General features: G+C 29.2%; 19 protein-coding genes and 6 tRNA genes. All 25 read left to right on the top strand.

Going from position 1 to position 20,986, the window contains the following annotated elements; all coding sequences use genetic code 11:
* The first annotated feature begins 32 nt into the window (after window positions 1–32).
* The 25 genes from Q0G30_RS07705 (at window position 33) to Q0G30_RS07585 (ending at window position 20,986) form a co-directional block, all read left to right on the top strand.
* Window positions 33–1,049, top strand: coding sequence for a peptidylprolyl isomerase (locus tag Q0G30_RS07705; RefSeq protein ID WP_294388578.1), 1,017 nt, complete (start codon window positions 33–35; stop codon window positions 1,047–1,049).
* Between the two features lie 211 nt (window positions 1,050–1,260).
* Window positions 1,261–1,809 carry a stage V sporulation protein T gene (spoVT, locus tag Q0G30_RS07700; RefSeq protein ID WP_195468729.1) on the top strand — a complete coding sequence of 183 codons (549 nt, stop codon included), beginning with the start codon at window positions 1,261–1,263 and terminating at the stop codon, window positions 1,807–1,809.
* A 115-nt stretch (window positions 1,810–1,924) separates the two neighbouring features.
* A complete protein-coding gene (locus Q0G30_RS07695) occupies window positions 1,925–3,454 on the top strand; it encodes a polysaccharide biosynthesis protein (RefSeq protein WP_294388577.1) in 1,530 nt (509 codons plus the stop codon).
* Window positions 3,455–3,471: 17 nt separating this feature from the next.
* A complete protein-coding gene (gene mazG, locus Q0G30_RS07690) occupies window positions 3,472–4,920 on the top strand; it encodes a nucleoside triphosphate pyrophosphohydrolase (protein WP_294388575.1) in 1,449 nt (482 codons plus the stop codon).
* A gap of 254 nt (window positions 4,921–5,174) precedes the next feature.
* Window positions 5,175–5,450 carry an HU family DNA-binding protein gene (locus tag Q0G30_RS07685; protein ID WP_042400053.1) on the top strand — a complete coding sequence of 92 codons (276 nt, stop codon included), beginning with the start codon at window positions 5,175–5,177 and terminating at the stop codon, window positions 5,448–5,450.
* Between the two features lie 73 nt (window positions 5,451–5,523).
* The gene (locus Q0G30_RS07680) at window positions 5,524–5,784 is read left to right on the top strand and encodes an RNA-binding S4 domain-containing protein (RefSeq protein WP_294388573.1); all 261 of its coding nucleotides are present in this window, start codon (window positions 5,524–5,526) and stop codon (window positions 5,782–5,784) included.
* A gap of 52 nt (window positions 5,785–5,836) precedes the next feature.
* Window positions 5,837–6,130, top strand: a complete 294-nt coding sequence (gene yabP / locus Q0G30_RS07675; RefSeq protein WP_294388570.1) for a sporulation protein YabP — start codon at window positions 5,837–5,839, stop codon at window positions 6,128–6,130.
* A 9-nt stretch (window positions 6,131–6,139) separates the two neighbouring features.
* On the top strand, window positions 6,140–6,532 hold the full coding sequence (gene yabQ, locus Q0G30_RS07670; RefSeq protein WP_294388567.1) for a spore cortex biosynthesis protein YabQ: 393 nt from the start codon (window positions 6,140–6,142) through the stop codon (window positions 6,530–6,532).
* Between the two features lie 82 nt (window positions 6,533–6,614).
* Entirely contained in the window at window positions 6,615–6,896 is a 282-nt protein-coding gene (locus Q0G30_RS07665) for a septum formation initiator family protein (protein ID WP_294388563.1), read from the top strand.
* Between the two features lie 86 nt (window positions 6,897–6,982).
* Window positions 6,983–7,381, top strand: a complete 399-nt coding sequence (locus tag Q0G30_RS07660) for a S1 domain-containing RNA-binding protein (RefSeq protein ID WP_133014606.1) — start codon at window positions 6,983–6,985, stop codon at window positions 7,379–7,381.
* 269 nt (window positions 7,382–7,650) lie between these two features.
* A tRNA-Leu gene (locus tag Q0G30_RS07655) sits at window positions 7,651–7,737 on the top strand.
* A gap of 20 nt (window positions 7,738–7,757) precedes the next feature.
* A tRNA-Met gene (locus tag Q0G30_RS07650) sits at window positions 7,758–7,833 on the top strand.
* Window positions 7,834–7,837: 4 nt separating this feature from the next.
* Window positions 7,838–7,914: transfer RNA gene (locus Q0G30_RS07645), tRNA-Met, on the top strand.
* Window positions 7,915–7,919: 5 nt separating this feature from the next.
* Window positions 7,920–8,006 (top strand) — tRNA-Leu (locus Q0G30_RS07640).
* Between the two features lie 329 nt (window positions 8,007–8,335).
* Window positions 8,336–10,720, top strand: a complete 2,385-nt coding sequence (gene spoIIE, locus Q0G30_RS07635; protein ID WP_294388562.1) for a stage II sporulation protein E — start codon at window positions 8,336–8,338, stop codon at window positions 10,718–10,720.
* A gap of 197 nt (window positions 10,721–10,917) precedes the next feature.
* Window positions 10,918–12,315 carry a tRNA lysidine(34) synthetase TilS gene (gene tilS, locus Q0G30_RS07630; RefSeq protein WP_294388559.1) on the top strand — a complete coding sequence of 466 codons (1,398 nt, stop codon included), beginning with the start codon at window positions 10,918–10,920 and terminating at the stop codon, window positions 12,313–12,315.
* Between the two features lie 4 nt (window positions 12,316–12,319).
* Window positions 12,320–12,859, top strand: a complete 540-nt coding sequence (hpt, locus tag Q0G30_RS07625; RefSeq protein WP_294388556.1) for a hypoxanthine phosphoribosyltransferase — start codon at window positions 12,320–12,322, stop codon at window positions 12,857–12,859.
* 49 nt (window positions 12,860–12,908) lie between these two features.
* Window positions 12,909–14,711, top strand: a complete 1,803-nt coding sequence (ftsH, locus tag Q0G30_RS07620) for an ATP-dependent zinc metalloprotease FtsH (protein WP_294388553.1) — start codon at window positions 12,909–12,911, stop codon at window positions 14,709–14,711.
* A 198-nt stretch (window positions 14,712–14,909) separates the two neighbouring features.
* Window positions 14,910–16,580, top strand: coding sequence for a formate--tetrahydrofolate ligase (locus Q0G30_RS07615; RefSeq protein WP_294388551.1), 1,671 nt, complete (start codon window positions 14,910–14,912; stop codon window positions 16,578–16,580).
* Window positions 16,581–16,710: 130 nt separating this feature from the next.
* On the top strand, window positions 16,711–17,490 hold the full coding sequence (locus Q0G30_RS07610) for a type III pantothenate kinase (RefSeq protein WP_294388548.1): 780 nt from the start codon (window positions 16,711–16,713) through the stop codon (window positions 17,488–17,490).
* A gap of 4 nt (window positions 17,491–17,494) precedes the next feature.
* Window positions 17,495–18,475, top strand: coding sequence for a tRNA dihydrouridine synthase DusB (gene dusB, locus Q0G30_RS07605; protein ID WP_294388546.1), 981 nt, complete (start codon window positions 17,495–17,497; stop codon window positions 18,473–18,475).
* A gap of 170 nt (window positions 18,476–18,645) precedes the next feature.
* Entirely contained in the window at window positions 18,646–19,128 is a 483-nt protein-coding gene (greA, locus tag Q0G30_RS07600; RefSeq protein ID WP_133017002.1) for a transcription elongation factor GreA, read from the top strand.
* Window positions 19,129–19,143: 15 nt separating this feature from the next.
* A complete protein-coding gene (gene lysS / locus Q0G30_RS07595; protein WP_294388543.1) occupies window positions 19,144–20,649 on the top strand; it encodes a lysine--tRNA ligase in 1,506 nt (501 codons plus the stop codon).
* A 159-nt stretch (window positions 20,650–20,808) separates the two neighbouring features.
* A tRNA-Asn gene (locus Q0G30_RS07590) sits at window positions 20,809–20,883 on the top strand.
* Between the two features lie 28 nt (window positions 20,884–20,911).
* A tRNA-Asn gene (locus Q0G30_RS07585) sits at window positions 20,912–20,986 on the top strand.

Genomic DNA, 20,986 nt, shown 5'->3' with positions numbered 1-20,986 from the left:
AATTATTATTTAAGTAAAGTGAGGGAAATAAATTGAGAAAAATAAAAAATATAGTAATATCTGCAGCTATTACTGCAATGGCTTTTTCAATAACAGGATGTAAAATGATAGAAAAAACTCCAGAGGCTATACAAAAAACAGTTTTGGCAAAAGTTGGAGGAGATAAAATTACTATGGCTGATGTTAATAGTGAATTACAAGCTGATATAGACTATTTAACAGAAACATATGGTGAAGATTATGAAAATAATATTGATGATAGCTTAAAAGAACAATTAAAAAAAGCTAGAAAGCAAGTATTAGAACAATTAGTTAATGATGAAGTATTAATAACTAAGGGTACAGAGCTTGGATATATCCCATCAGATGAAGAATTATCAACTGCTATAGAACAAGAAAAAGCTAAGTTTACAGAGGCATATGGTGGAGAAGAAGGATTAAAACAAGCTCTGGAATATTATAGAATGTCAGATGAAAAATTTAATTCATTTATAGAAAATTTAGTTAAAACTGACAAAGTTAAAGAAGCTATCATAAAGGATGTTACTGTAACTGATGAAGAAGTTGAACAATATTATAATGACAATATTGATAAGTATACAGTTAAAGCTGGGGCAAATGCTAAGCACATCTTATTTAAGACTGAAGAAGAAGCACAATCAGCTAAAAATAAAATTGATTCTGGTGAAGCTACATTTGATGAAATATATGCACAATATGAATCTAACAATAATGGAAGCGGAACACTACCTGTTTCTCAAGATTTAGGATATGTTGAAAATGAAAAAGAAAATTATGATAAAGATTTCTTAGCTGGATTTAAGACTTTAAAAGAAGGAGAAATTTCAGCACCAGTTAAGAGTTCATTTGGTTATCATATAATTAAAGTTGAAGGTGTTCAATCAGAAGATAGTGTAAAATCATTTGATGAAGTTAAAGATAGTATTAAATCTACTTTACTAACTGAAAAGCAAAAAGAAGTATATAATTCAACATTAGAACAATGGAAAAAAGATTTAAATGTTAAGACTTATGAGGATAGATTATAATTTTTAATTAAAAGGTTAAGCAAAATTTTAAATTTTGCTTAACCTTTTTTATATTTAAAAAATTTTCTTGTTTTATTGCCATAGACTTCAAGGAATTCCTCAATAGATAGGAAAGGATAAATATTGGGTATATGTGTATAAAATTTCTAATAGTTCAAATAATAATACTGCAGTTAATTATATAAACTAATCAAGGAGGTAGCTCATAATAATGAAAGCGACAGGAATAGTTAGACGTATTGATGATTTAGGAAGAGTAGTTATACCAAAAGAAATAAGAAGAACTTTAAGAATTAGAGAAGGGGATCCATTAGAAATATTTACAGATAGAGAAGGTGGGGTAATATTAAAAAAATATTCTCCTATTGGGGAATTAACAGATTTCTCCAAGGAGTATGCTGAAAGCTTACAACAATCAATTGGTCATATTGTTTTAATTGCGGACAAAGATGCGTTTATATCTGTAAGTGGAGCAACAAAAAAAGATTATTTTGAGAGAAAAATAAGTTCAGAACTAGAAGAAATTATGGATGGTAGAAAAGCTTCTATAATAACAGAAGAAGGTAAAACAATACCGCTACATAATGACGAGGACCAAGGAGAATATACAAGCCAAGTAATAGCACCAATAATAACAGAAGGAGATGCTATTGGAGCTGTACTTATTGTTTCAAAAGAAACTGGAGAAAAATTTGGCGATTTACAATTAAAATTAGCAGAAACTGCAGCCGCTTTCCTAGGAAAGCAAATGGAACAATAAGTTATTAAATTAGTATTACAATATTTAGAAAATAAACAAAGAATATATGTAATAATACCTCTAAGCTTTAAATAAAAATTAGTAGTAGTTAGTAATTTAAGTTTGGAGGTATTTTATGAAGAAACAATCTCTTATAAAGGGAAGTTTGGTTCTAGGATTAGCAGGAATGGTAGCAAAAGTGTTAGGTTTTTTCTTTAGATGGCCATTAATAATGCTAATAGGTGATGAAGGAATAGGATATTACCAATTGTCTTACCCTTTATATATGTTTTTCGTTGCCATGGCAAGTGGGGTTCCTGTTGCAGTTTCAAAAATGATTTCAGAAAGAAATGCAATGGGAGATGTTGAAGGTGGCTATGAAGTTGTTAAGGAATCATCTTATTTAATGATGACATTAGGTATTGGAACATCATTAATATTATTTTTCTTTGCTAAACCAATAATCAATTTTTTAAAATGGGATATGAAATCATATTACGCATTGATAGGAATCTCTTTCGCGCCTATGATGGTTTCTTTTGTAAATGTATATAGGGGCTTTTTTCAAGGATTACAAAATATGACTCCATCAGGAACATCACAAGTATTAGAACAAATAGGTAGAGTTATAATTGGAGTTGGACTAGCTTATATACTTTTACCTAAGGGTATAGAGTATTCAGCAGGAGGAGCTGCATTTGGAGCTGCGGGAGGTGCAATGATAGCAAGTATATATTTATGGATTAAATATATAAAAGTAAGAAAAGAGATGGGGATTAAGAAGATAAAAACCAATACAGATATATTAAATGAAATATTAAAAATAGCAATTCCTATTTCTTTAGGTGCTACAGTTGGAACTATAATGAATTTAATAGACTCTATTGTAGTTCCTCAAAAGTTAATAGAATCAGGAGTTACTAATGCTACCGCATTATATGGACAACTTACAGGTAAAGCTGCTGTATTAGTAAATATACCATTAACATTATCTGTAGCTATATGTACATCATTAATTCCAATAATTTCAGAGCATTATATACTAAACAGAAAAGAAGAAATGCAAAGTAAAATAAATATAGCAATGAAGTTGTCAGCCGTAATAGCATTGCCATGTAGCCTAGGAATGTTTTGTTTAGCGGGTCCAATAATGAAATTAGTATTTTTTGATAAGTATGAAGGAATAGAAATATTAAGATATTTGTCTATATCAATTCCCTTTGTAATAACAACTCAAACAACTACATCTATATTACAAGCAACCAATCATTATATAAGACCAGTTATTAATTTAATAATAGGATGTATTGTAAAGGTTGTTTTGACAATATTTTTAGTTCCTATTCCAACAATAAATATTTTTGGAGCTGTAATAGCAACTGTTTCTGCATATATTGTAGTTACTATATTAAATCTTATAGCACTTAGAACAAAAACTAAATGTAAAGTAAGTATTTATGATTCTTTTATAAAACCAGCTTATGCTTCTGTTGCAATGATAGTTGTAGTTTTATTTAGTTATAATTTTATTGTGGAAAGGTTAGATAATAATAGTATTTCTTGCTTATTATCAATATTTATGGGTATTATTATATATATGATAGCTATTTTACTCTTTAAAATATTTGAAGTTGATGAAATAAAGAATAGATTAGCAAGAAAATGATGTAAGGAGATTACTATATGATAAAAATAGTTGGATTAGGACCGGGTTCACCAGAGGCATTAACTATAGGAGCTGTTGAGGCTTTACAAGAAAGTAAAAATTTATATTTTAGAACAGAAAAGCATCCTACAGTTGATTATTTAAAGAATAGATTAGAAGATTTTAAAACTTGTGATAATTATTATGAAGAGGGAAGTAGTTTCGATGAGGTGTATTCTAATATTGCTAAAAGTATGATAGAGGAATATAAGATATCTGGAGAGTTAGTATATGCAGTGCCAGGTCATCCTTTAGTTGCAGAAAGATCAGTTTTAAATTTAATTAATTTATGTAACGAAAACAATATTGAATATAAGATATTACCAGCAGTTAGTTTCGTAGATGCTATGATGGATAGATTACAGATAGATCCAATAGAAGGATTAAAAATTATAGATGCTTTCGATATAAAAAATCAAATTTTAGATAAAAGAATTGGAACTATAATAACCCAAGTGTATAATCCATTAATAGCATCAGAAGTTAAACTTGAATTACTAGAGTATTATCATGATGAAACTGAAATTTATTACGTTAGAGCTGCAGGAATAGAAGGAGAAGAATCTATAAGAAAAATTCCAATATATGAACTTGATATGCAAGAAGATATAGATTATTTAACTTCTGTATATATTCCTAAGGATATAAATAACAAAAAGGATTTTTATGATTTAGTTGATACAATAGAAGTTTTAAGAGGTGAAAATGGATGTGCCTGGGATAGAGAACAAACTCATGAAAGTATAAAAAATTCGCTTTTAGAAGAGGCTTATGAAGTAATTGAAGCTATAGAAGATGATAATATAGATGGATTAATTGAAGAGTTAGGAGATGTTCTATTGCAAGTTGTATTCCATTCTGTTATAGGAAAAGAGGATGGATATTTTAATATATCAGATGTAATAGAAGCAATTACTTCTAAGATGATTTATAGGCATCCACATGTCTTTGGAGATGAAATTGCTAATAATTCAGAGGAAGTATTAGAAAACTGGGACGAATTAAAAAAGAAAGAGAAAAGTTATGAAACACTTACTGAAGAAATAAATGGAATAGCAAAAACACTACCAGCTTTAATAAAGGCACATAAGGTGCAAAAAAAGGTTGCTAAAGTGGGATTTGATTTTGAAAGTTTAGATGAAGCAGTTAAAAAGATTCAAGAAGAAATAAATGAAGTATTAGATGTATATAAAACCAATAATATGGAAAAAATAATGAATGAAGTTGGAGATTTATTATTTGCTTGTGTTAATGTATCGAGATTATTAAACGTAGATGAAGAAGAAGCATTAAACAAATCTACTAAAAAGTTCATAAAAAGATTTAGCTTTATTGAAGATAATGTATTAAAACAGGGAAAAGATTTAAAAAGTGTTACATTAGACGAAATGAATAAATTATGGGAAGATTCTAAGAAGTACGATTAGTAAAGAAAAAATTGAATTTTCTGCAGTAACAGGAGGATTTTTTTAGTTTATGCAGAATATTTTTAAGGGAATAACAAATTAATGACTATACTACAAGAAAAAGTTGTAATAAATATATTTTTATAGAAAACCACCCATATTACTATAGACTACTTTATAAAGTGGATATATAATAAGGTAATGTAGTTATAGTACATAATTAAAAATAGTTAACTACAATATTTTTAACTGTTTATTTAAGGAGGATGTAAATCGTGAATAAAGCAGAATTAATTACTAGCATGGCTGAAAAAAGCCAATTAACAAAGAAAGATGCAGAAACAGCTTTAAAGGCATTTATTGATTCAGTTCAAGAAGCTTTAGAAAATGGAGAAAAAGTTCAATTAGTTGGATTTGGTACTTTTGAAACTAGAGAAAGAGCAGCTAGAGAAGGAAGAAACCCAAGAACTAAAGAAACTATAAACATTCCAGCTTCAACTGTTCCAGTATTTAAAGCAGGAAAAGAGTTTAAAGAAAGAGTTAATAAGTAATTATAAATGTAAGCCCGAGTTATCTCGGGTTTTTTGATACACAAAAATAATTTTGAGATAAGGGGAAGTATAAATGAGATTAGATAAATATCTAAAGGTTTCAAGAATAATAAAAAGAAGAACAGTGGCAAAAGAGGCATGTGAAGGTGGAAGAGTAGCTATTAATGATAAAATAGCAAAGCCATCAACAGATGTTAAAGAAGGAGATATAATTGAAATTACATTTGCAAATAGAAAATTAAAAGCAAAAATAATAAATATAGCAGAGCATGTAAGAAAAGAAAATGCTAAGGAAATGTATGAAATCCTAGAAGGTGTAGAGGACCAAGAATAATTTTTTAAAATACTTCATATATTTAATCAAGAAATATATGGAGGAATAGATAATGGAGAAAAAAATAGATAATAAAATTGAGGATAATAGAGGAAACATTATACTAGAAAATAGAAAGAAGATGACATTAACAGGGGTAGAAGAAGTCATTAGTTTTGATGACGAAAAAATATTACTAAACACTAAATTAGGGGCACTAACTATAAAGGGATTAAACTTAAAAATGAATAAATTAGATGTGCAAAATGGCGATGTAATGATAAATGGAGATATATATTATATTGTTTATAGTGGAAAGGAAATAAAGAAAGAGAAGGAAAGTATAATAGGAAGACTTTTCAAGTAGGAGGTTATTATGCCATTAGATACTAATATACAGTTTAGCATTATATTGTATGCATTATTGGCTGGTATATTAACCGGCTTAATGTTTGACTTATATAGAATAATTAGGGGTAGCAAGGTGCCAAAATTTATAATAGCAATAGAAGATACACTATTTTGGATATTAGCTGCTATGATTATTTTTGCATTTCTTCTTTATACGAATTATGCATTTTTAGGAGCATATGTTTATATATTTATGTTAATATCCCTTGGATTATATATGAAATTTATTAGCAATAGGTGTATAAGATTTGAGTTAGAAGTTGTTAATATATTAAGTAAAGTGTTTAGAATTATTTTCAAAAATATTATATATCCATTTAAAATTATATTTTATAATATTACTGGAAAAAATAATTAGTATAAAAAATATCTTGAATTAAATATGTAGAGTGTTTACAATATATTTATAGAATGATATAAAAGAAGGGTACTATATATTTATGAAAAAAAACATAAACCTTAAGGGAATTATTGTTGTTTTAATTATAGGAGTTTTTAGTATATGCTTAGTAAAGCAATTAACTGTACTAAGAAGGATAAAGAACGATATTGCTATTCAAACTCAAGAATTACAAGAGTTGAAGGAAAAAAATATTAAGTTGCAAGCAGAGTTAGATAGAGCTCAGAGTAATAATGAATATTTAGAAAAATTAGCAAGAGAAAGATTAGGTCTGATAAAAGAAGGCGAGCAACAAGTTATTCCAGATAACAGTTCAGAATAGTATTGGTTTAAGTTTAAATTTCTATTAATGTGGTTATTATTATTAGTAACATAGATTATTTAATTTTAAGGAGGATTCTTTGTAAAATGACCTTAATGGCAGGAAACATATTAGAGGGTACAGTGGTAAATATTACGAACTTCGGAGCTTTCGTAGAAATAGAAGGTAAGACAGGATTAGTGCATATTTCAGAAGTTGCAGATTCTTTTGTTAAAGATATCAGACAACATCTTAATGAACAAGATAAGGTTAAGGTAAAAGTTATATCAATAGATGATAATGGAAAGATTAGCTTATCTATAAAGCAAGCTAATGTTAAGAAAAAATCAGTTAAGCCAGCAGAAATTGAATGGAAAACTGAGAAAAAAGCTGCTCCAGCAAATTTTGAAGATATAATGTCTAGATTCTTAAAAGATAGTGAAGAAAGACAACAAGACTTCAAAAAGCATCAAGAATTTAAAGCAAGATCAAGAAAAAGTTTTTAGATTTTAGACATAATATAGTTTTATATATAAGAGAGATGATATATTTAAATTTATCATTCTCTTTTTTTTATTTCTTTTTTTTAATTTTAATGCTTTTAATAATAAAATTAATATGAAAAGCTCAAAATTAATAAGGCTGAAAGTGGCTATTTTACTAGGGTTTATAAAAAGGTATAAAAAAATATAAAAAAAAGCAAAAAAAATGTTGACAGTATTATGTTCATCATATATAATTAATTTTGTCGTCAGATGACGGCGATAAAAAATACGCTGAAGTGGCGGAACAGGCAGACGCACAGGACTTAAAATCCTGCGGTAGCGATACCGTACCGGTTCGATTCCGGTCTTCAGCACCAAACTAAATTCAACTTAATAACGCGGGGTGGAGCAGTTGGCAGCTCGTCGGGCTCATAACCCGAAGGTCGTAGGTTCAAGTCCTGCCCCCGCAACCAACATGGCGGAATAGCTCAGCTGGCTAGAGCACTCGGTTCATACCCGAGGTGTCGTAGGTTCAAGTCCTATTTCCGCTACCATATACGCTGAAGTGGCGGAACAGGCAGACGCACAGGACTTAAAATCCTGCGGTAGCGATACCGTACCGGTTCGATTCCGGTCTTCAGCACCAAAAGAGATACAAAGTAATTTGTATCTCTTTTTTTGCGTAAAAATAAATATATTAAATAAACTTTCGTTTTATTACTAAAGCAATATATAAAATTGTTTTTCTTTTACGACAAAATGTACAAACTAATTATTTAAAATACCTCTAGAAAAACTTATGTTCTTACTTAAAAAGAATAGTTAAAGTTTCTAAAAAGAAAATATTAAAACTTTTGTTGGAAAAAAAAGGAATGATGTCTTACGAAATAAAATGTTAGCAAACATTAATTGACATAAGTTTAATTATAAAAATGATATTATTTTATTAGGAATTTTATGAGGAGAATGATAAGTATGGATTATGGTATTGAGGTGCCTAGTTATAGAAGGGTAGATAGTGAAAAAGAAAAAAAGAAATTAAATTTTGAAAAGGGAATACTTGGGGTGCTATTAACTATAGCTTCAGGAGCTATGCTTAGTAGAGTTGGATTTGGATTTGTAGAAGGATTATACTTAGCACCATTTGGAATAGGATATTTTTTATCTATAGCCAAAAAAGGTGATATAAAAAAGATAATTTTAATTTTTGCAGCAGTTTTAGTTGGTTATTTAACTGGAGGAAGCAAAAAAATAGATATTATACTATATATTTCTTTAGCAACAGTAATATTATTATGTAAAATTATTTTTAATGCTTTAAATAAAGAGTTTAAGAATGGAATAGCATTTTTAACTATTATTATAACATCTTTGATTTTAGGTTTATTAATTGGAGAGCAAAGTTTTGAAATAAATTTAATTTTTTCTTTGACTAAAGCAATAGTTATAATACCTGTATTTTATATACTTAATTATGCTATTGGATGTATGCAAGAAATAAATACTAATTATTTTTATTCTACAGAAGAATTAATTAGTATAGCTATATTAAGTTGCTTAGTTATAGCAGGAATAGGTGATTTTACCGTATTTGGAGTTGAAATAAGAACTATAGTAGCATTGGCCATGGTTATTACAACAGCATATGCTTCTGGAAGTAACTCAGGTGCAATATTAGGTATAACAATGGGAATAATAATAGGAATTGCTAATAATGATTTATTAATTTCAACTTCAATGTACGCTATATGTGGCTTAATTGTAGGAGTATTTAAGGAAACTGGAAAGGTATTTTCTATTTTAGCTTATTTAATATCATTATTTATGATATTAACGTATACAGGTAATATAACAATTCAATCAATTATAGAAGTTGCAGCAGCAGGTATTATTATGTTATTGATTCCTGAAAAAAATATTAAAGAAATATTAAGAGAACTTAATAATGAAGAAAAGAGTAAGATAATAAGTGATGCTCAGGTTGAAGGAATAAAATTAGAATTTGTAGATAGATTAGAAGCTTTAAGAGGATCATTAACTGCAGTAGCAACATCTATTGAAAGCTTATCAGGTAATGAAAAATTACTTATGAAAAATAAGGGAACGGCAATGATTGAAAGTTTAGCGGATAGAGTATGTCAAGAATGCGAAATGAATAATAAATGTTGGGGAAGAGAACTCCATAGTACTTTTTCTGATTTTGGAGAACTTATGCTAAGTTGTGAAAGTAAAAAGGTATATTTACCTAAAGACTTAAATTTAAAATGTGTGAAAAGAAGTACATTATTAAAAAGTGCAGAAGAGTTATTTTCAACTTATACAGTAAATGAAGCATTAAAATCTAGGCTTATAGAAGGGCGAAGTGCTATTGCAAATCAAATAAATAATATGGCTACTACAGTTTCTAGTATACTTGGAGATTTTAATAATAATGTTGATAGTTGCTTAGAAATAGATAAATTATTAAGAAAAACATTAGTAAAAAATCATATAAGATATGAAAATGTTTATTCATATACAGATAGAAAAGGTCGTTTAAAGATAAAGATAAAAGTAGATAGTCATGATGGTGAAAATTATTGTAGAAAGTCAATTATTCCTGTTATAAGTGAATTAGTAAGAACTCCATTAAGCATAGCTGAAGATGGATGCAAAATTAACCCAGAAACAGGGCAATGTTCAATTACTATAGAGGAATCTTATAAATATAATGTAGTTTCACATGTATCATTTAATGTTAAAGATGGAGAAAAATACTCTGGAGATAGTTATAGTTTTGGACAAAATAAAGTGGGAGAATATGTAACTATAGTTAGTGATGGTATGGGTTCAGGACCAGAAGCAGGTTTAGAAAGTGAAGCAGCAATAGAATTAATAGAGAAGTTTATGGAAGGTGGATTTAGTGAGGTTACTATGCTTAATGCTGTAAATTCTATAATGGGAATGAAGTTTAGTGAAGATGAAAAATTTACTACATTAGATATGAATTCTATAGATTTATATACAGGGGAAATAGAATTTATTAAAGTTGGAGCAAGTATGAGTTTTATTAAAAGAGGAACTGAAGTTGAAGTTATTAATAGTTCATCTTTACCTTTCGGAATAGTAGATGATATAAATATTACACCAATTAAGAAAAAAGTAAAAAATGGTGACATAATAGTAACAATAAGTGATGGAGTGATAGATGTGGATAAAGGAAACATTGGAGATTACTCTTGGATAGTGAATTATTTACAAGGACAGCAAAATAATCCTGAGTTAATTTCTAGAGAGATTTTAGAATTAGCTAAGAAAAAATGTAATGGAAGAGTACTTGATGATATGACTATAGTTGTTTCAAAACTTTATTCTTGTTAAATAAAAATAAATTATACTTGAGTAAATTATATAGGAAATAATTAGTGAAGAAATACTTTGTAAAGGTGCTCCATTGGAGCACTTTTATTTAATATTTAAAAAGGTTTATTTAATTATGAACTTAATACATATTGTGTTTACATTAAAAAAATGTAAATGTATTATAGAGGTATATTAAAAATAATAGGAGAATACAGGTGTTAGATAAAGTAATAGATTATATAAAAGAAAATGAACTTATACAACAAGATGATCAAATATTAGTTGCCTTATCAGGAGGTCCAGATTCTGTCTGTTTATTACATATATTATATGAATTAAAGGATAAATTTAATTTGAGGTTAGGAGCCATTCATATAAATCATATGTTAAGAGGAGAAGAATCTGATAAGGATGAAAAATATATAATTAAGTTATGTGATCAATTAGGAATAAATCATTATGTAAAAAGAATAAATATAGAATATGTTGCAAAAGATTCAAATGTATCTTTAGAAGTGGCTGGAAGAAACGAAAGATACAAAGCTTTTGAAGAAATAAGAAATAAATATGGATATAATAAAATTGCGGTAGCTCATAACGCTAATGATCAAGCGGAAACTGTATTGATGAGAGTTATGAGAGGAACAGGATTAGAAGGATTAACTGGTATAAAGGCAAAGAGAGATGATGGAATTATTAGACCTATATTATGCTTAAGTAGACAAGAGATTGAGAAATATTGTGAAGAAAAAAAACTTAATCCTAGGATAGATGCTAGTAATTATGAAAGAATTTATAGCAGAAATAAAATTAGATTAGATATATTGCCATATATGAAAGAGAATTTTAATAAGGATATAATTGATACCATTAATAGGATGACAATATTATTACAAAAAGATAACGAATTTATAGAAGAATATTCCCAAAAATGTTACAATATATATTGTAAAAATTATGGTAATAAATTGATAATATCACAAAAGTTATTTAAGGAAGAAATGGATTCAATTATAACTAGGGTTATAATAAGAGCGTTTAAGGAAATTTCTAATTCTCATCAAAATTTTGAAATGAAACACATATATGAAATTGTTAATTTAGCAAATAAGGGTACTGGGAAGAAGTTAAATTTAACTAATAAAATAATATGTGAAAATTTATATGGTGATATTATTTTTATTAAAGAGGATACAAATAAAGAAAAGGTATGCGAAGATTATGAAATTAGAATAAAAAAGGAGGAAATTAACAACAAAATTACTTTTGATAATTATGTCATAAATTTTGAAATAATTGAAAATAAAAATAAGGCAGAATTTCCTAAAAATAGCTTAATAAAGTTATTTGATTATGATAATATAGAAAAAGAGATTATAATTAGATACAGAAGAGATGGAGATAAAATTGTACCGTTAGGTATGAATGGAAGTAAAAAGCTTAAGGATATTTTTATTGATTTAAAAATACCAAGGGAAAATAGAAATAATATTCCTATCTTATGTTTTGATGATAAAATCTCATGGATTATTGGATATAAGACATCACAATTATTTAGAATAACAAAAGATACAAAAAAAATATTAAAAATAACAATTGATAGAAAGGAATAAGGATATGTTACAAGACATAAAAGAGATATTATTTAGTGAAGAGGTTATTAATGCTAAGACAAAGGAATTAGCAGGAAGAATTAGTAGTGACTACAAAGGAAAGGACTTATTAGTAGTTGGAGTGTTAAAAGGTTCTGTAATATTTGCTGCAGACTTAATTAAAAATATATCAATACCTTGTGAAATTGACTTTATGGCAGTATCTAGTTATGGTACTTCATCAGAGACTACTGGTATAGTTAGAATACTTAAGGATTTAGATCATGAAGTTTCAGGTAAAGATATTATTATAATAGAAGACATAGTTGATAGTGGAGTTACATTAGACTATTTATTAAATTATCTAAGGGGTAGAAAGGCTAATTCAGTTGAAATAGTATCACTATTAACTAAGCCATCTAGAAGAAAAGTAGATATAGATTGTAAATATATTGGGTTTGAAGCTCCAGATGAATTTTTAGTTGGATATGGACTTGACTATGCCGAAAAGTATAGAAACTTACCTTTTGTAGGAATATTAAAAAGAGAAGTTTATGAAAAATAATTTAAATTAATATTTAAATAATAAATATACAAAGAAAGGGGGGCCTTGAATGAAGAAGTATTCAAGTGCTACTGTATGGATAATAGCTATAATATTATTATTTTTTGCTGCATCATTTCTTTTAAGGGGAGAAAGTAGTTCTGATAGAATAGTATTTAGTGACTTCCAACAAAAATGGATAAACAACGAAATTGAAAGTATAAGAGTAGACCCTGATAAGATGATTGTAACAGGGCAAACAAGAGATGATAAAAACTTTACAGTATATGCACCGGATTCTATGGTGGAAATGCTAAATAGTCAATATGCAAAAAATGATGTTAAGATAGAGTATGTTGCACCATCTAACAACAGTGTATGGCTTAGTGTAATACCTAGTGTTTTAATAATAATACTGTTTTTAGTATTTATTTTCTTCTTTACACAACAATCCCAAGGTGGTAGTAGTGGAAAGGGAGTAATGAATTTTGGAAAAAGTAGAGCAAAAATGATGTCACCAGACGCAAAAAGAGTAACCTTTGATGATGTAGCTGGAGCCGATGAGGAAAAAGCAGAGCTAGAAGAAATTGTTGATTTCTTAAAGGCGCCATCTAGATACACAGAAATGGGTGCTAGAATACCAAAGGGTGTTTTATTAGTAGGTCCTCCTGGAACAGGTAAAACTTTACTTGCAAAAGCTATTGCAGGAGAAGCAGGGGTTCCATTCTTTAGTATTTCGGGTTCTGACTTTGTTGAAATGTTTGTTGGTGTGGGTGCATCAAGAGTTAGGGATTTGTTTGAGCAAGCAAAGAAAAATTCACCTGCTTTAATATTTATAGATGAAATTGATGCTGTAGGTAGACAAAGAGGTGCTGGCCTTGGTGGAGGTCATGATGAAAGAGAGCAAACACTTAATCAATTGTTAGTTGAGATGGATGGGTTTGGAGCAAATGAAGGTATAATAATGATAGCTGCTACCAATAGACCAGACATACTTGATCCAGCTTTATTAAGACCTGGTAGATTTGATAGACAAATAGTTGTTCAAAGACCAGATAGAAAGGGAAGAGAAGCTGTATTACAAGTTCATACACATAAGAAACCTTTAGAAATTGATGTAAGTTTAGAAGTTTTAGCCAAGAGAACTCCAGGATTTAGTGGAGCTGATCTAGAAAACTTAGCAAATGAAGCTGCACTTTTAGCTGTTAGAAAAAATAAGAAAGCTATAGGAATGGAAGAGTTTGAAGAAGCAATAACTAGAGTTATTGCCGGACCAGAAAAGAAGAGTAGAACTATTAGTGAGCATGACAGAAAGCTTACAGCTTATCATGAGGCAGGTCATGCAGTGGTAATGAAGTGTTTAAAACATTCAGATCCAGTTCATGAAATAAGCATTATACCAAGAGGTATGGCTGGTGGTTACACTATGCATTTACCTACAGAAGATAGAGCTTATACTTCTAAAGAAAAGTTACAAGATGAAATGGTAGGTCTTTTAGGTGGAAGAGTTGCTGAAAAATTAATTTTAGGAGATATAAGTACTGGTGCTAAAAATGATATTGATAGAGCAAGTTCAATAGCTAGAGCTATGGTTATGGAGTATGGAATGAGTGATAAAATTGGAACTATTTCATACGGGTCTGATAATAATGAAGTATTTTTAGGTAGAGATCTTGGTAGGGGAAGAAACTTTAGTGAGGAAATTGGTGCTGAAATAGATAAAGAAGTTAAAAAGTTTATTGAAGTAGCCTATGAAAGAGCTGAAGAGCTTTTAAAGACAAATATAAATAAGCTTCATGCAGTAGCAAAAGAATTATTAGATAAAGAAAAAATTGATGGTAAAGAATTCGAAATGATATTTGATGCAAATTAAAAAATAGCCGAAAGGCTATTTTTTTTGTTTTTTTATAAAAAGGGCGAAAATAATAATATTAAACAGAATTATTATACCGCACATAAAACGAAATATATATAATATAAAAATAAAAATATTCGCAATGTGTTTAAAAAAGAAATTTATGGTGATATAATTATATATATTTAAAATTCGAAAATTAAGGAGGTTTATTATATGAAAAGTGATATTCAAATAGCACAAGAGGCAAAAATGGAACCTATAGTTAAAATTGCAGAGAAGTTAAACTTGAGTGAGGATAATATAGAACTTTACGGGAAATATAAGTGTAAAATTTCCTTAGATGTATTAAATAATAATGATGATAAGAAGGATGGAAAATTAGTTCTTGTTACAGCAATAAATCCTACACCAGCTGGAGAAGGAAAATCTACAGTTACAGTAGGGTTAGGGCAAGCTTTATGTAAAACAGGTAAAAAAGCTGTAATAGCTTTAAGAGAACCGTCTTTAGGACCGGTATTTGGTGTAAAAGGAGGAGCAGCAGGAGGAGGTTATGCGCAAGTTGTTCCAATGGAAGATATAAACTTACATTTTACTGGAGATATGCATGCTATTACTACAGCAAATAACTTATTATGTGCTGCTATAGATAATCATATTCATCAGGGAAATGTTCTTAGAATAGATTCGAGAAGAATTATATTTAAAAGAGTCATGGATATGAATGATAGAGCCTTAAGAAACATAGTTGTAGGTATGGGAGGAAAAGTTAATGGATTCTTAAGAGAAGATGGATTCATGATAACTGTTGCTTCTGAAATAATGGCAATTCTTTGCTTAGCTACAAGTCTATCGGATTTAAAAGAAAGAATGGGTAATATATTAATTGCATATGATTTAGATGGAAATCCGGTATATGCAAGGCAATTAGAGATTCAAGGAGCTATGGCATTATTAATGAAAGATGCTATTAAGCCTAATCTAGTTCAAACTTTAGAGAATACACCAGCCATAATACATGGAGGCCCATTTGCAAATATTGCTCATGGGTGTAATTCTATAGTTGCAACGAAGATGGCATTAAAATTAGGAGATATTGTTGTTACTGAAGGAGGATTTGGTGCTGATTTAGGAGCAGAAAAATTCTTAGATATAAAATGTAGATATGGCAATTTAACTCCAAATTGTATAGTTATTGTTGCTACGATGAGAGCATTAAAGCATCATGGAGGGGTTAAAAAGGAAGATTTAAATACTCCAAATGTAGAGGCATTGGCTAAGGGAATAGTTAATTTAGAGAAACAAATAGAAAATATGAAGAAGTATAATGTACCAGTTGTAGTTGCTATTAATAAGTTTGTAACAGATTCAGATGAAGAAATACAATTTATTAAAGATTTCTGTAATAAGTTAGAAGTAAAAGTGGCTTTAAGTGATGTCTGGGCTAAGGGTGGAGAAGGAGGATTAGAATTAGCTAATATAGTAAATGAAGTATTAGATAATGAAGAGTCTAATTTTAAAGTATTATATGATGAGAAGGATACAATTAAGAGTAAAATTTTAACTATTGCCAAGGAAATATACGGAGCAAAAAATGTTTTATATACACCAGCAGCCAATAGACAAATTGCAGAGCTTGAGAAATTTGAATTAGATAAATTACCTATTTGTATGGCTAAAACCCAATATTCGTTATCAGATAATCCAGCATTATTAGGAAGACCAGAGAATTTTGATATAACAGTTAAGGAAGTAAGAGTATCAAATGGTGCAGGATTTATAGTTGTTCTAACTGGAGATATAATGACAATGCCAGGATTACCAAAAGTTCCTGCAGCTAATAGAATGGATATTCTAGAAAATGGAGAGATTGTAGGATTATTTTAATTTTTAAAATTTACAACACTTGACAAATAATATGTAATTGTTAAAATTAAAGTATTAGTTTTAATTACTGTTTAATATTACGATAAAGGCAGCTTTAGGGCTGCTTTAATTATGTTAAGGTGGTGCGTTTATGATTCTACTGGTAGATGTAGGGAATACCAATATAGTTATAGGAGTTTATAAAGATAATGATTATATAGCTGGTTGGAGAATTTCTACAGATTCCAAAAAAACTTCAGATGAATATGGGATACAAATGATACAATTATTTAATCAAAATGATTTAAATCCAAAAGAAGTTAAAGGAATAATAATATCTTCTGTTGTACCTAATATAATGCATTCTTTAGAGAATATGATGAAAAAGAGTTTTAATATAGATCCTATAGTTGTTGGACCAGGAGTAAAAACAGGTATAAATATTAAATATGATAATCCGAAGGAAGTAGGAGCAGATAGAATAGTAAATGCAGTGGCTGCTCATGAAATATATAGAAGAGATGTAATAATTATTGATTTTGGTACAGCGACTACTTATTGTGCAGTTACTGAAGGTGGTAATTATTTAGGTGGATGTATTTGTCCAGGTGTAAGAATATCTTCAGATGCATTATTTGAAAGAGCGGCAAAACTACCTAGGGTAGAATTAGAATTACCAAAAAGTATAATATGTAAAAATACAGTTTCAAGTATGCAAGCTGGTATATTGTATGGATATATAGGGCAAGTAGAATATATAGTTAATAAAATAAAAAGCGAAATGGTTGAAATGGGACTTGAAAACCCATATGTAATTGCAACCGGAGGATTAGCTAACTTAATAGCAAGGTCGACAGATGTAATAGATAAAGTTGATTCTAGCTTAACATTAGAGGGGTTAAGAATAATATATGATAAAAATAAGGAGTAAATAAATGAAAATAGGAAACCTTAATTTTGAAAAAAGTGTTTTCTTAGCACCTATGGCAGGAGTTACTGATATTTCTTTTAGAGGTTTATGTAAGGAAATGGGATGCGGATTAGTGTATACTGAAATGGTAAGTGCAAAAGCATTATATTATGGTAGTGAAAATACGCAAGCACTTCTAAGAATAGCTGATGAAGAAAAACCAGTAGCCGCTCAGATTTTTGGAAATGATCCTAAGATAATGGCTGATGTAGTACAAAATCATTTTAACAAAATAAATGATATATGTATTTTAGACATTAATATGGGATGTCCAGCACCTAAGATAACAAAAAATGGAGAAGGATCGGCATTAATGTTAAATCATAAATTGGCTGGGGAAATAGTAAGCGAAATAAAGAAAGTTTCAAATAAGCCAGTTACAGTTAAATTTAGAAAAGGATATGATGATGATAATATTAATGCAATAGAATTTGCCAAGATTATGGAGTATTCAGGAGCAGATGCAATTGCTATTCATGGAAGAACTAAAAAGCAAATGTATGAAGGTAAGGCTGATTGGGATATAATAGGTAAAGTAAAGAAAGCTGTTTCGATTCCTGTTATAGGCAATGGAGATGTATTTACACCAGAAGATGCTTTGAGAATGAAAGAAGTAACTAATTGTGATGCAATAATGATTGCAAGAGGAAGTATGGGAAATCCATGGATATTTAATCAAATAGAAAGAGTACTAAGTGGTAAAGAAGTATTACCTATTAGTGCAGAAGAAAAGATTAATATGTGCTTAAGGCATTATGAACTGGCAATTAAATATGATGGTGAGTTTAAAGCTGTTAGGGAAATGAGAAAGCATACAGCCTGGTATCTCAAAGGATTGCCTAAAAGTAGCGAAATTAGAAATGTAGTAAATAGTTTATCTACAACACAAGAAGTGATTAATACATTACAAAATTATAAGGCTGAATTAATACATTTATGTTTATAGAATATATTATTTATTATCACTATTTATAATAATATAGAAGTGTTTAAAATAGTTAGTTATTTTATTGACAGATGAAATAGCCTGATTTATAATATTTAAAATGATTTTAAGATTACTAAGCTTTTGTATTTAATATACGAATACGGTTAAGCTTTGAAGGGGAGAAAGATATGAGTCAATCAAAAAAATTTATAATGACTTACGAAGGTGTTAAAAAACTTGAAGAGGAATTAGAATACTTAAAAACTGTAAAAAGAAAAGAAATTACAGAAAAAATAAAAGTAGCTTTAGGATATGGGGATTTAAGTGAAAATTCTGAGTATGATGAAGCTAAAAACGACCAAGCTTTTACTGAAGGAAGAATAATTCAATTAGAGAACATGTTAAAAAATGCTGTAGTTGTTGATGAAAGTGAAATTCCTAAAGATAAGGTTTCAGTGGGGTCAATAGTTAAGGTTATGGATTACGAATTTGATGAAGAAGTTGAATATACAATAGTTGGTTCAGCAGAAGCAGATCCAATGAATTTTAAAATATCAAATGAATCACCAGTAGGTAGTGCGTTAATAGGAAAGAAAGTTGGAGATGTAGTAGAAGTTGCAGTTCCAAGTGGAGTAAGTAAGTTTGAGGTCTTAGAAATAAGAAGAGACTAATTGGAGGTATAGTGAATGTCAACTGAAGAAATGAACATGCAAGAACTAGAATCGCAATTCAATGAACAAGAAAGATTAAGAAGAGAGAAACTAGTTCAATTACAACAAGAGGGAAAAGATCCTTTTGATGTATATAAAGTTAATAGAACACATAGTTCACAACAAGTTAAAGATAACTTTGAAACTTTAGAAGGTAAAGAAGTTACTGTTGCTGGTAGAATTATGTCTAAGAGAGGACAAGGAAAAGTTGTTTTCTCTGATATACATGATAGAGATGGTAAAATTCAATTATTCATAAAGATTGATGAAGTTGGAGAAGAAGCTTTAAAACAATACAAGACTAATGATTTAGGTGATTGGGTTGCTTGTACTGGTGAAGTATTCAAAACTAAAACAGGAGAAATTTCTGTTAAAGCAAAAACTTTAGAGTTAATATGTAAGTCTTTAAAGCCACTTCCAGAAAAGTGGCATGGATTAAAAGATCCTGATTTAAGATACAGACAAAGAGAAGTAGATATAATAACTAACCCAGAAGTTAAAACTACTTTCATGAAGAGAAGTCAAATAATAAAAGGAATAAGAGAATTCTTAGATAATAGAGGATTCTTAGAAGTTGAAACTCCAATGCTTGCTACTATAGCTGGTGGAGCTTCTGCTAGACCGTTTATAACACATCACAATACGTTAGATTTAGATATGTATTTAAGAATAGCTCCAGAATTATACTTAAAGAGATGTATTGTTGCTGGATTTGAAAAAGTTTATGAATTAGGAAGAACTTTCAGAAATGAAGGTATGTCAGTAAGACATAATCCAGAGTTTACTATGATAGAATTATATCAAGCATTTGCTGATTATAATGATATGATGGAATTAACTGAAAATATGGTAGCTGAAGTATGTAAGAAAGTTAATGGAACTACTAAGGTTACTTATCAAGGAACTGAAATTGACTTCATGCCACCATGGAGAAGAATAACTATGGTTGATGCTGTTAAGGAATATGCTGGAGTAGATTTCAAAGAAATTAAATCTAATGAAGAAGCTCAGGCTATTGCTAAGGAAAAACATTTAGAGTTCCCAAAACCATTAAATACAGTAACTAAAGGTGAAGTGTTAAATGCGTTATATGAAGAATTCTGTGAAGAGCATATGATTCAACCAACATTTATTATAGATTACCCAGTAGAAATTTCACCTCTTACAAAGAAAAAGAGAGGCGATGAAATGTTTACTGAAAGATTTGAAGGATTCGTATTTGGTAGAGAATTATGTAATGCATATTCTGAATTAAATGATCCAATCGTTCAAAGAGAAAGATTCGCTCAACAAGAAAAAGAAAGAGAACTTGGAGATGATGAAGCTTACATGATAGATGAAGAGTTCATGAGCGCATTAGAAACAGGTATGCCACCAACAGGTGGATTAGGAATAGGAATAGATAGATTAATAATGTTCTTAACTGATTCAGCATCAATAAGAGACGTTATATTATTCCCAACAATGAAACCACAAAACTAATTTAAAAAACCACCTAAGGGTGGTTTTTTTGTTGTTTAAATAAGTTATTTTTAGGGTTTTACAATGTAATTTTATCTTTAAAAATAAAAAAATTAAAAAAAAAGAAAAAAAGGGTTGCATTTTATATAAAAGCTGATATAATAAATTATGCAATGACATTCCGCGATAGCTCAATGGTGGAGCACTCGGCTGTTAACCGATAGGCTGGAGGTTCGAGTCCTCTTCGCGGAGCCACTTTAAATTTCATTGTTGCAAATAATATTCCGCGATAGCTCAATGGTGGAGCACTCGGCTGTTAACCGATAGGCTGGAGGTTCGAGTCCTCTTCGCGGAGCCA

This window comes from uncultured Clostridium sp. (assembly GCF_934754925.1).
GTDB lineage: Bacteria > Bacillota > Clostridia > Clostridiales > Clostridiaceae > Clostridium.
Note: the sequence above shows the minus strand (reverse complement) of the source record. Positions and strands in the feature narration are given on the sequence as shown.

Bases quoted from the DNA above. Each gene is read 5' to 3' on its own strand.
- spoVT (WP_195468729.1), top strand. From the start codon at position 1,261: ATGAAAGCGACAGGAATAGTTAGACGTATTGATGATTTAGGAAGAGTA.
- Q0G30_RS07695 (WP_294388577.1), top strand. From the start codon at position 1,925: ATGAAGAAACAATCTCTTATAAAGGGAAGTTTGGTTCTAGGATTAGCA.
- mazG (WP_294388575.1), top strand. From the start codon at position 3,472: ATGATAAAAATAGTTGGATTAGGACCGGGTTCACCAGAGGCATTAACT.
- Q0G30_RS07680 (WP_294388573.1), top strand. From the start codon at position 5,524: ATGAGATTAGATAAATATCTAAAGGTTTCAAGAATAATAAAAAGAAGA.
- yabP (WP_294388570.1), top strand. From the start codon at position 5,837: ATGGAGAAAAAAATAGATAATAAAATTGAGGATAATAGAGGAAACATT.
- yabQ (WP_294388567.1), top strand. From the start codon at position 6,140: ATGCCATTAGATACTAATATACAGTTTAGCATTATATTGTATGCATTA.
- Q0G30_RS07665 (WP_294388563.1), top strand. From the start codon at position 6,615: ATGAAAAAAAACATAAACCTTAAGGGAATTATTGTTGTTTTAATTATA.
- Q0G30_RS07660 (WP_133014606.1), top strand. From the start codon at position 6,983: ATGACCTTAATGGCAGGAAACATATTAGAGGGTACAGTGGTAAATATT.
- spoIIE (WP_294388562.1), top strand. From the start codon at position 8,336: ATGGATTATGGTATTGAGGTGCCTAGTTATAGAAGGGTAGATAGTGAA.
- hpt (WP_294388556.1), top strand. From the start codon at position 12,320: ATGTTACAAGACATAAAAGAGATATTATTTAGTGAAGAGGTTATTAAT.
- ftsH (WP_294388553.1), top strand. From the start codon at position 12,909: ATGAAGAAGTATTCAAGTGCTACTGTATGGATAATAGCTATAATATTA.
- Q0G30_RS07615 (WP_294388551.1), top strand. From the start codon at position 14,910: ATGAAAAGTGATATTCAAATAGCACAAGAGGCAAAAATGGAACCTATA.
- Q0G30_RS07610 (WP_294388548.1), top strand. From the start codon at position 16,711: ATGATTCTACTGGTAGATGTAGGGAATACCAATATAGTTATAGGAGTT.
- dusB (WP_294388546.1), top strand. From the start codon at position 17,495: ATGAAAATAGGAAACCTTAATTTTGAAAAAAGTGTTTTCTTAGCACCT.
- greA (WP_133017002.1), top strand. From the start codon at position 18,646: ATGAGTCAATCAAAAAAATTTATAATGACTTACGAAGGTGTTAAAAAA.
- lysS (WP_294388543.1), top strand. From the start codon at position 19,144: ATGTCAACTGAAGAAATGAACATGCAAGAACTAGAATCGCAATTCAAT.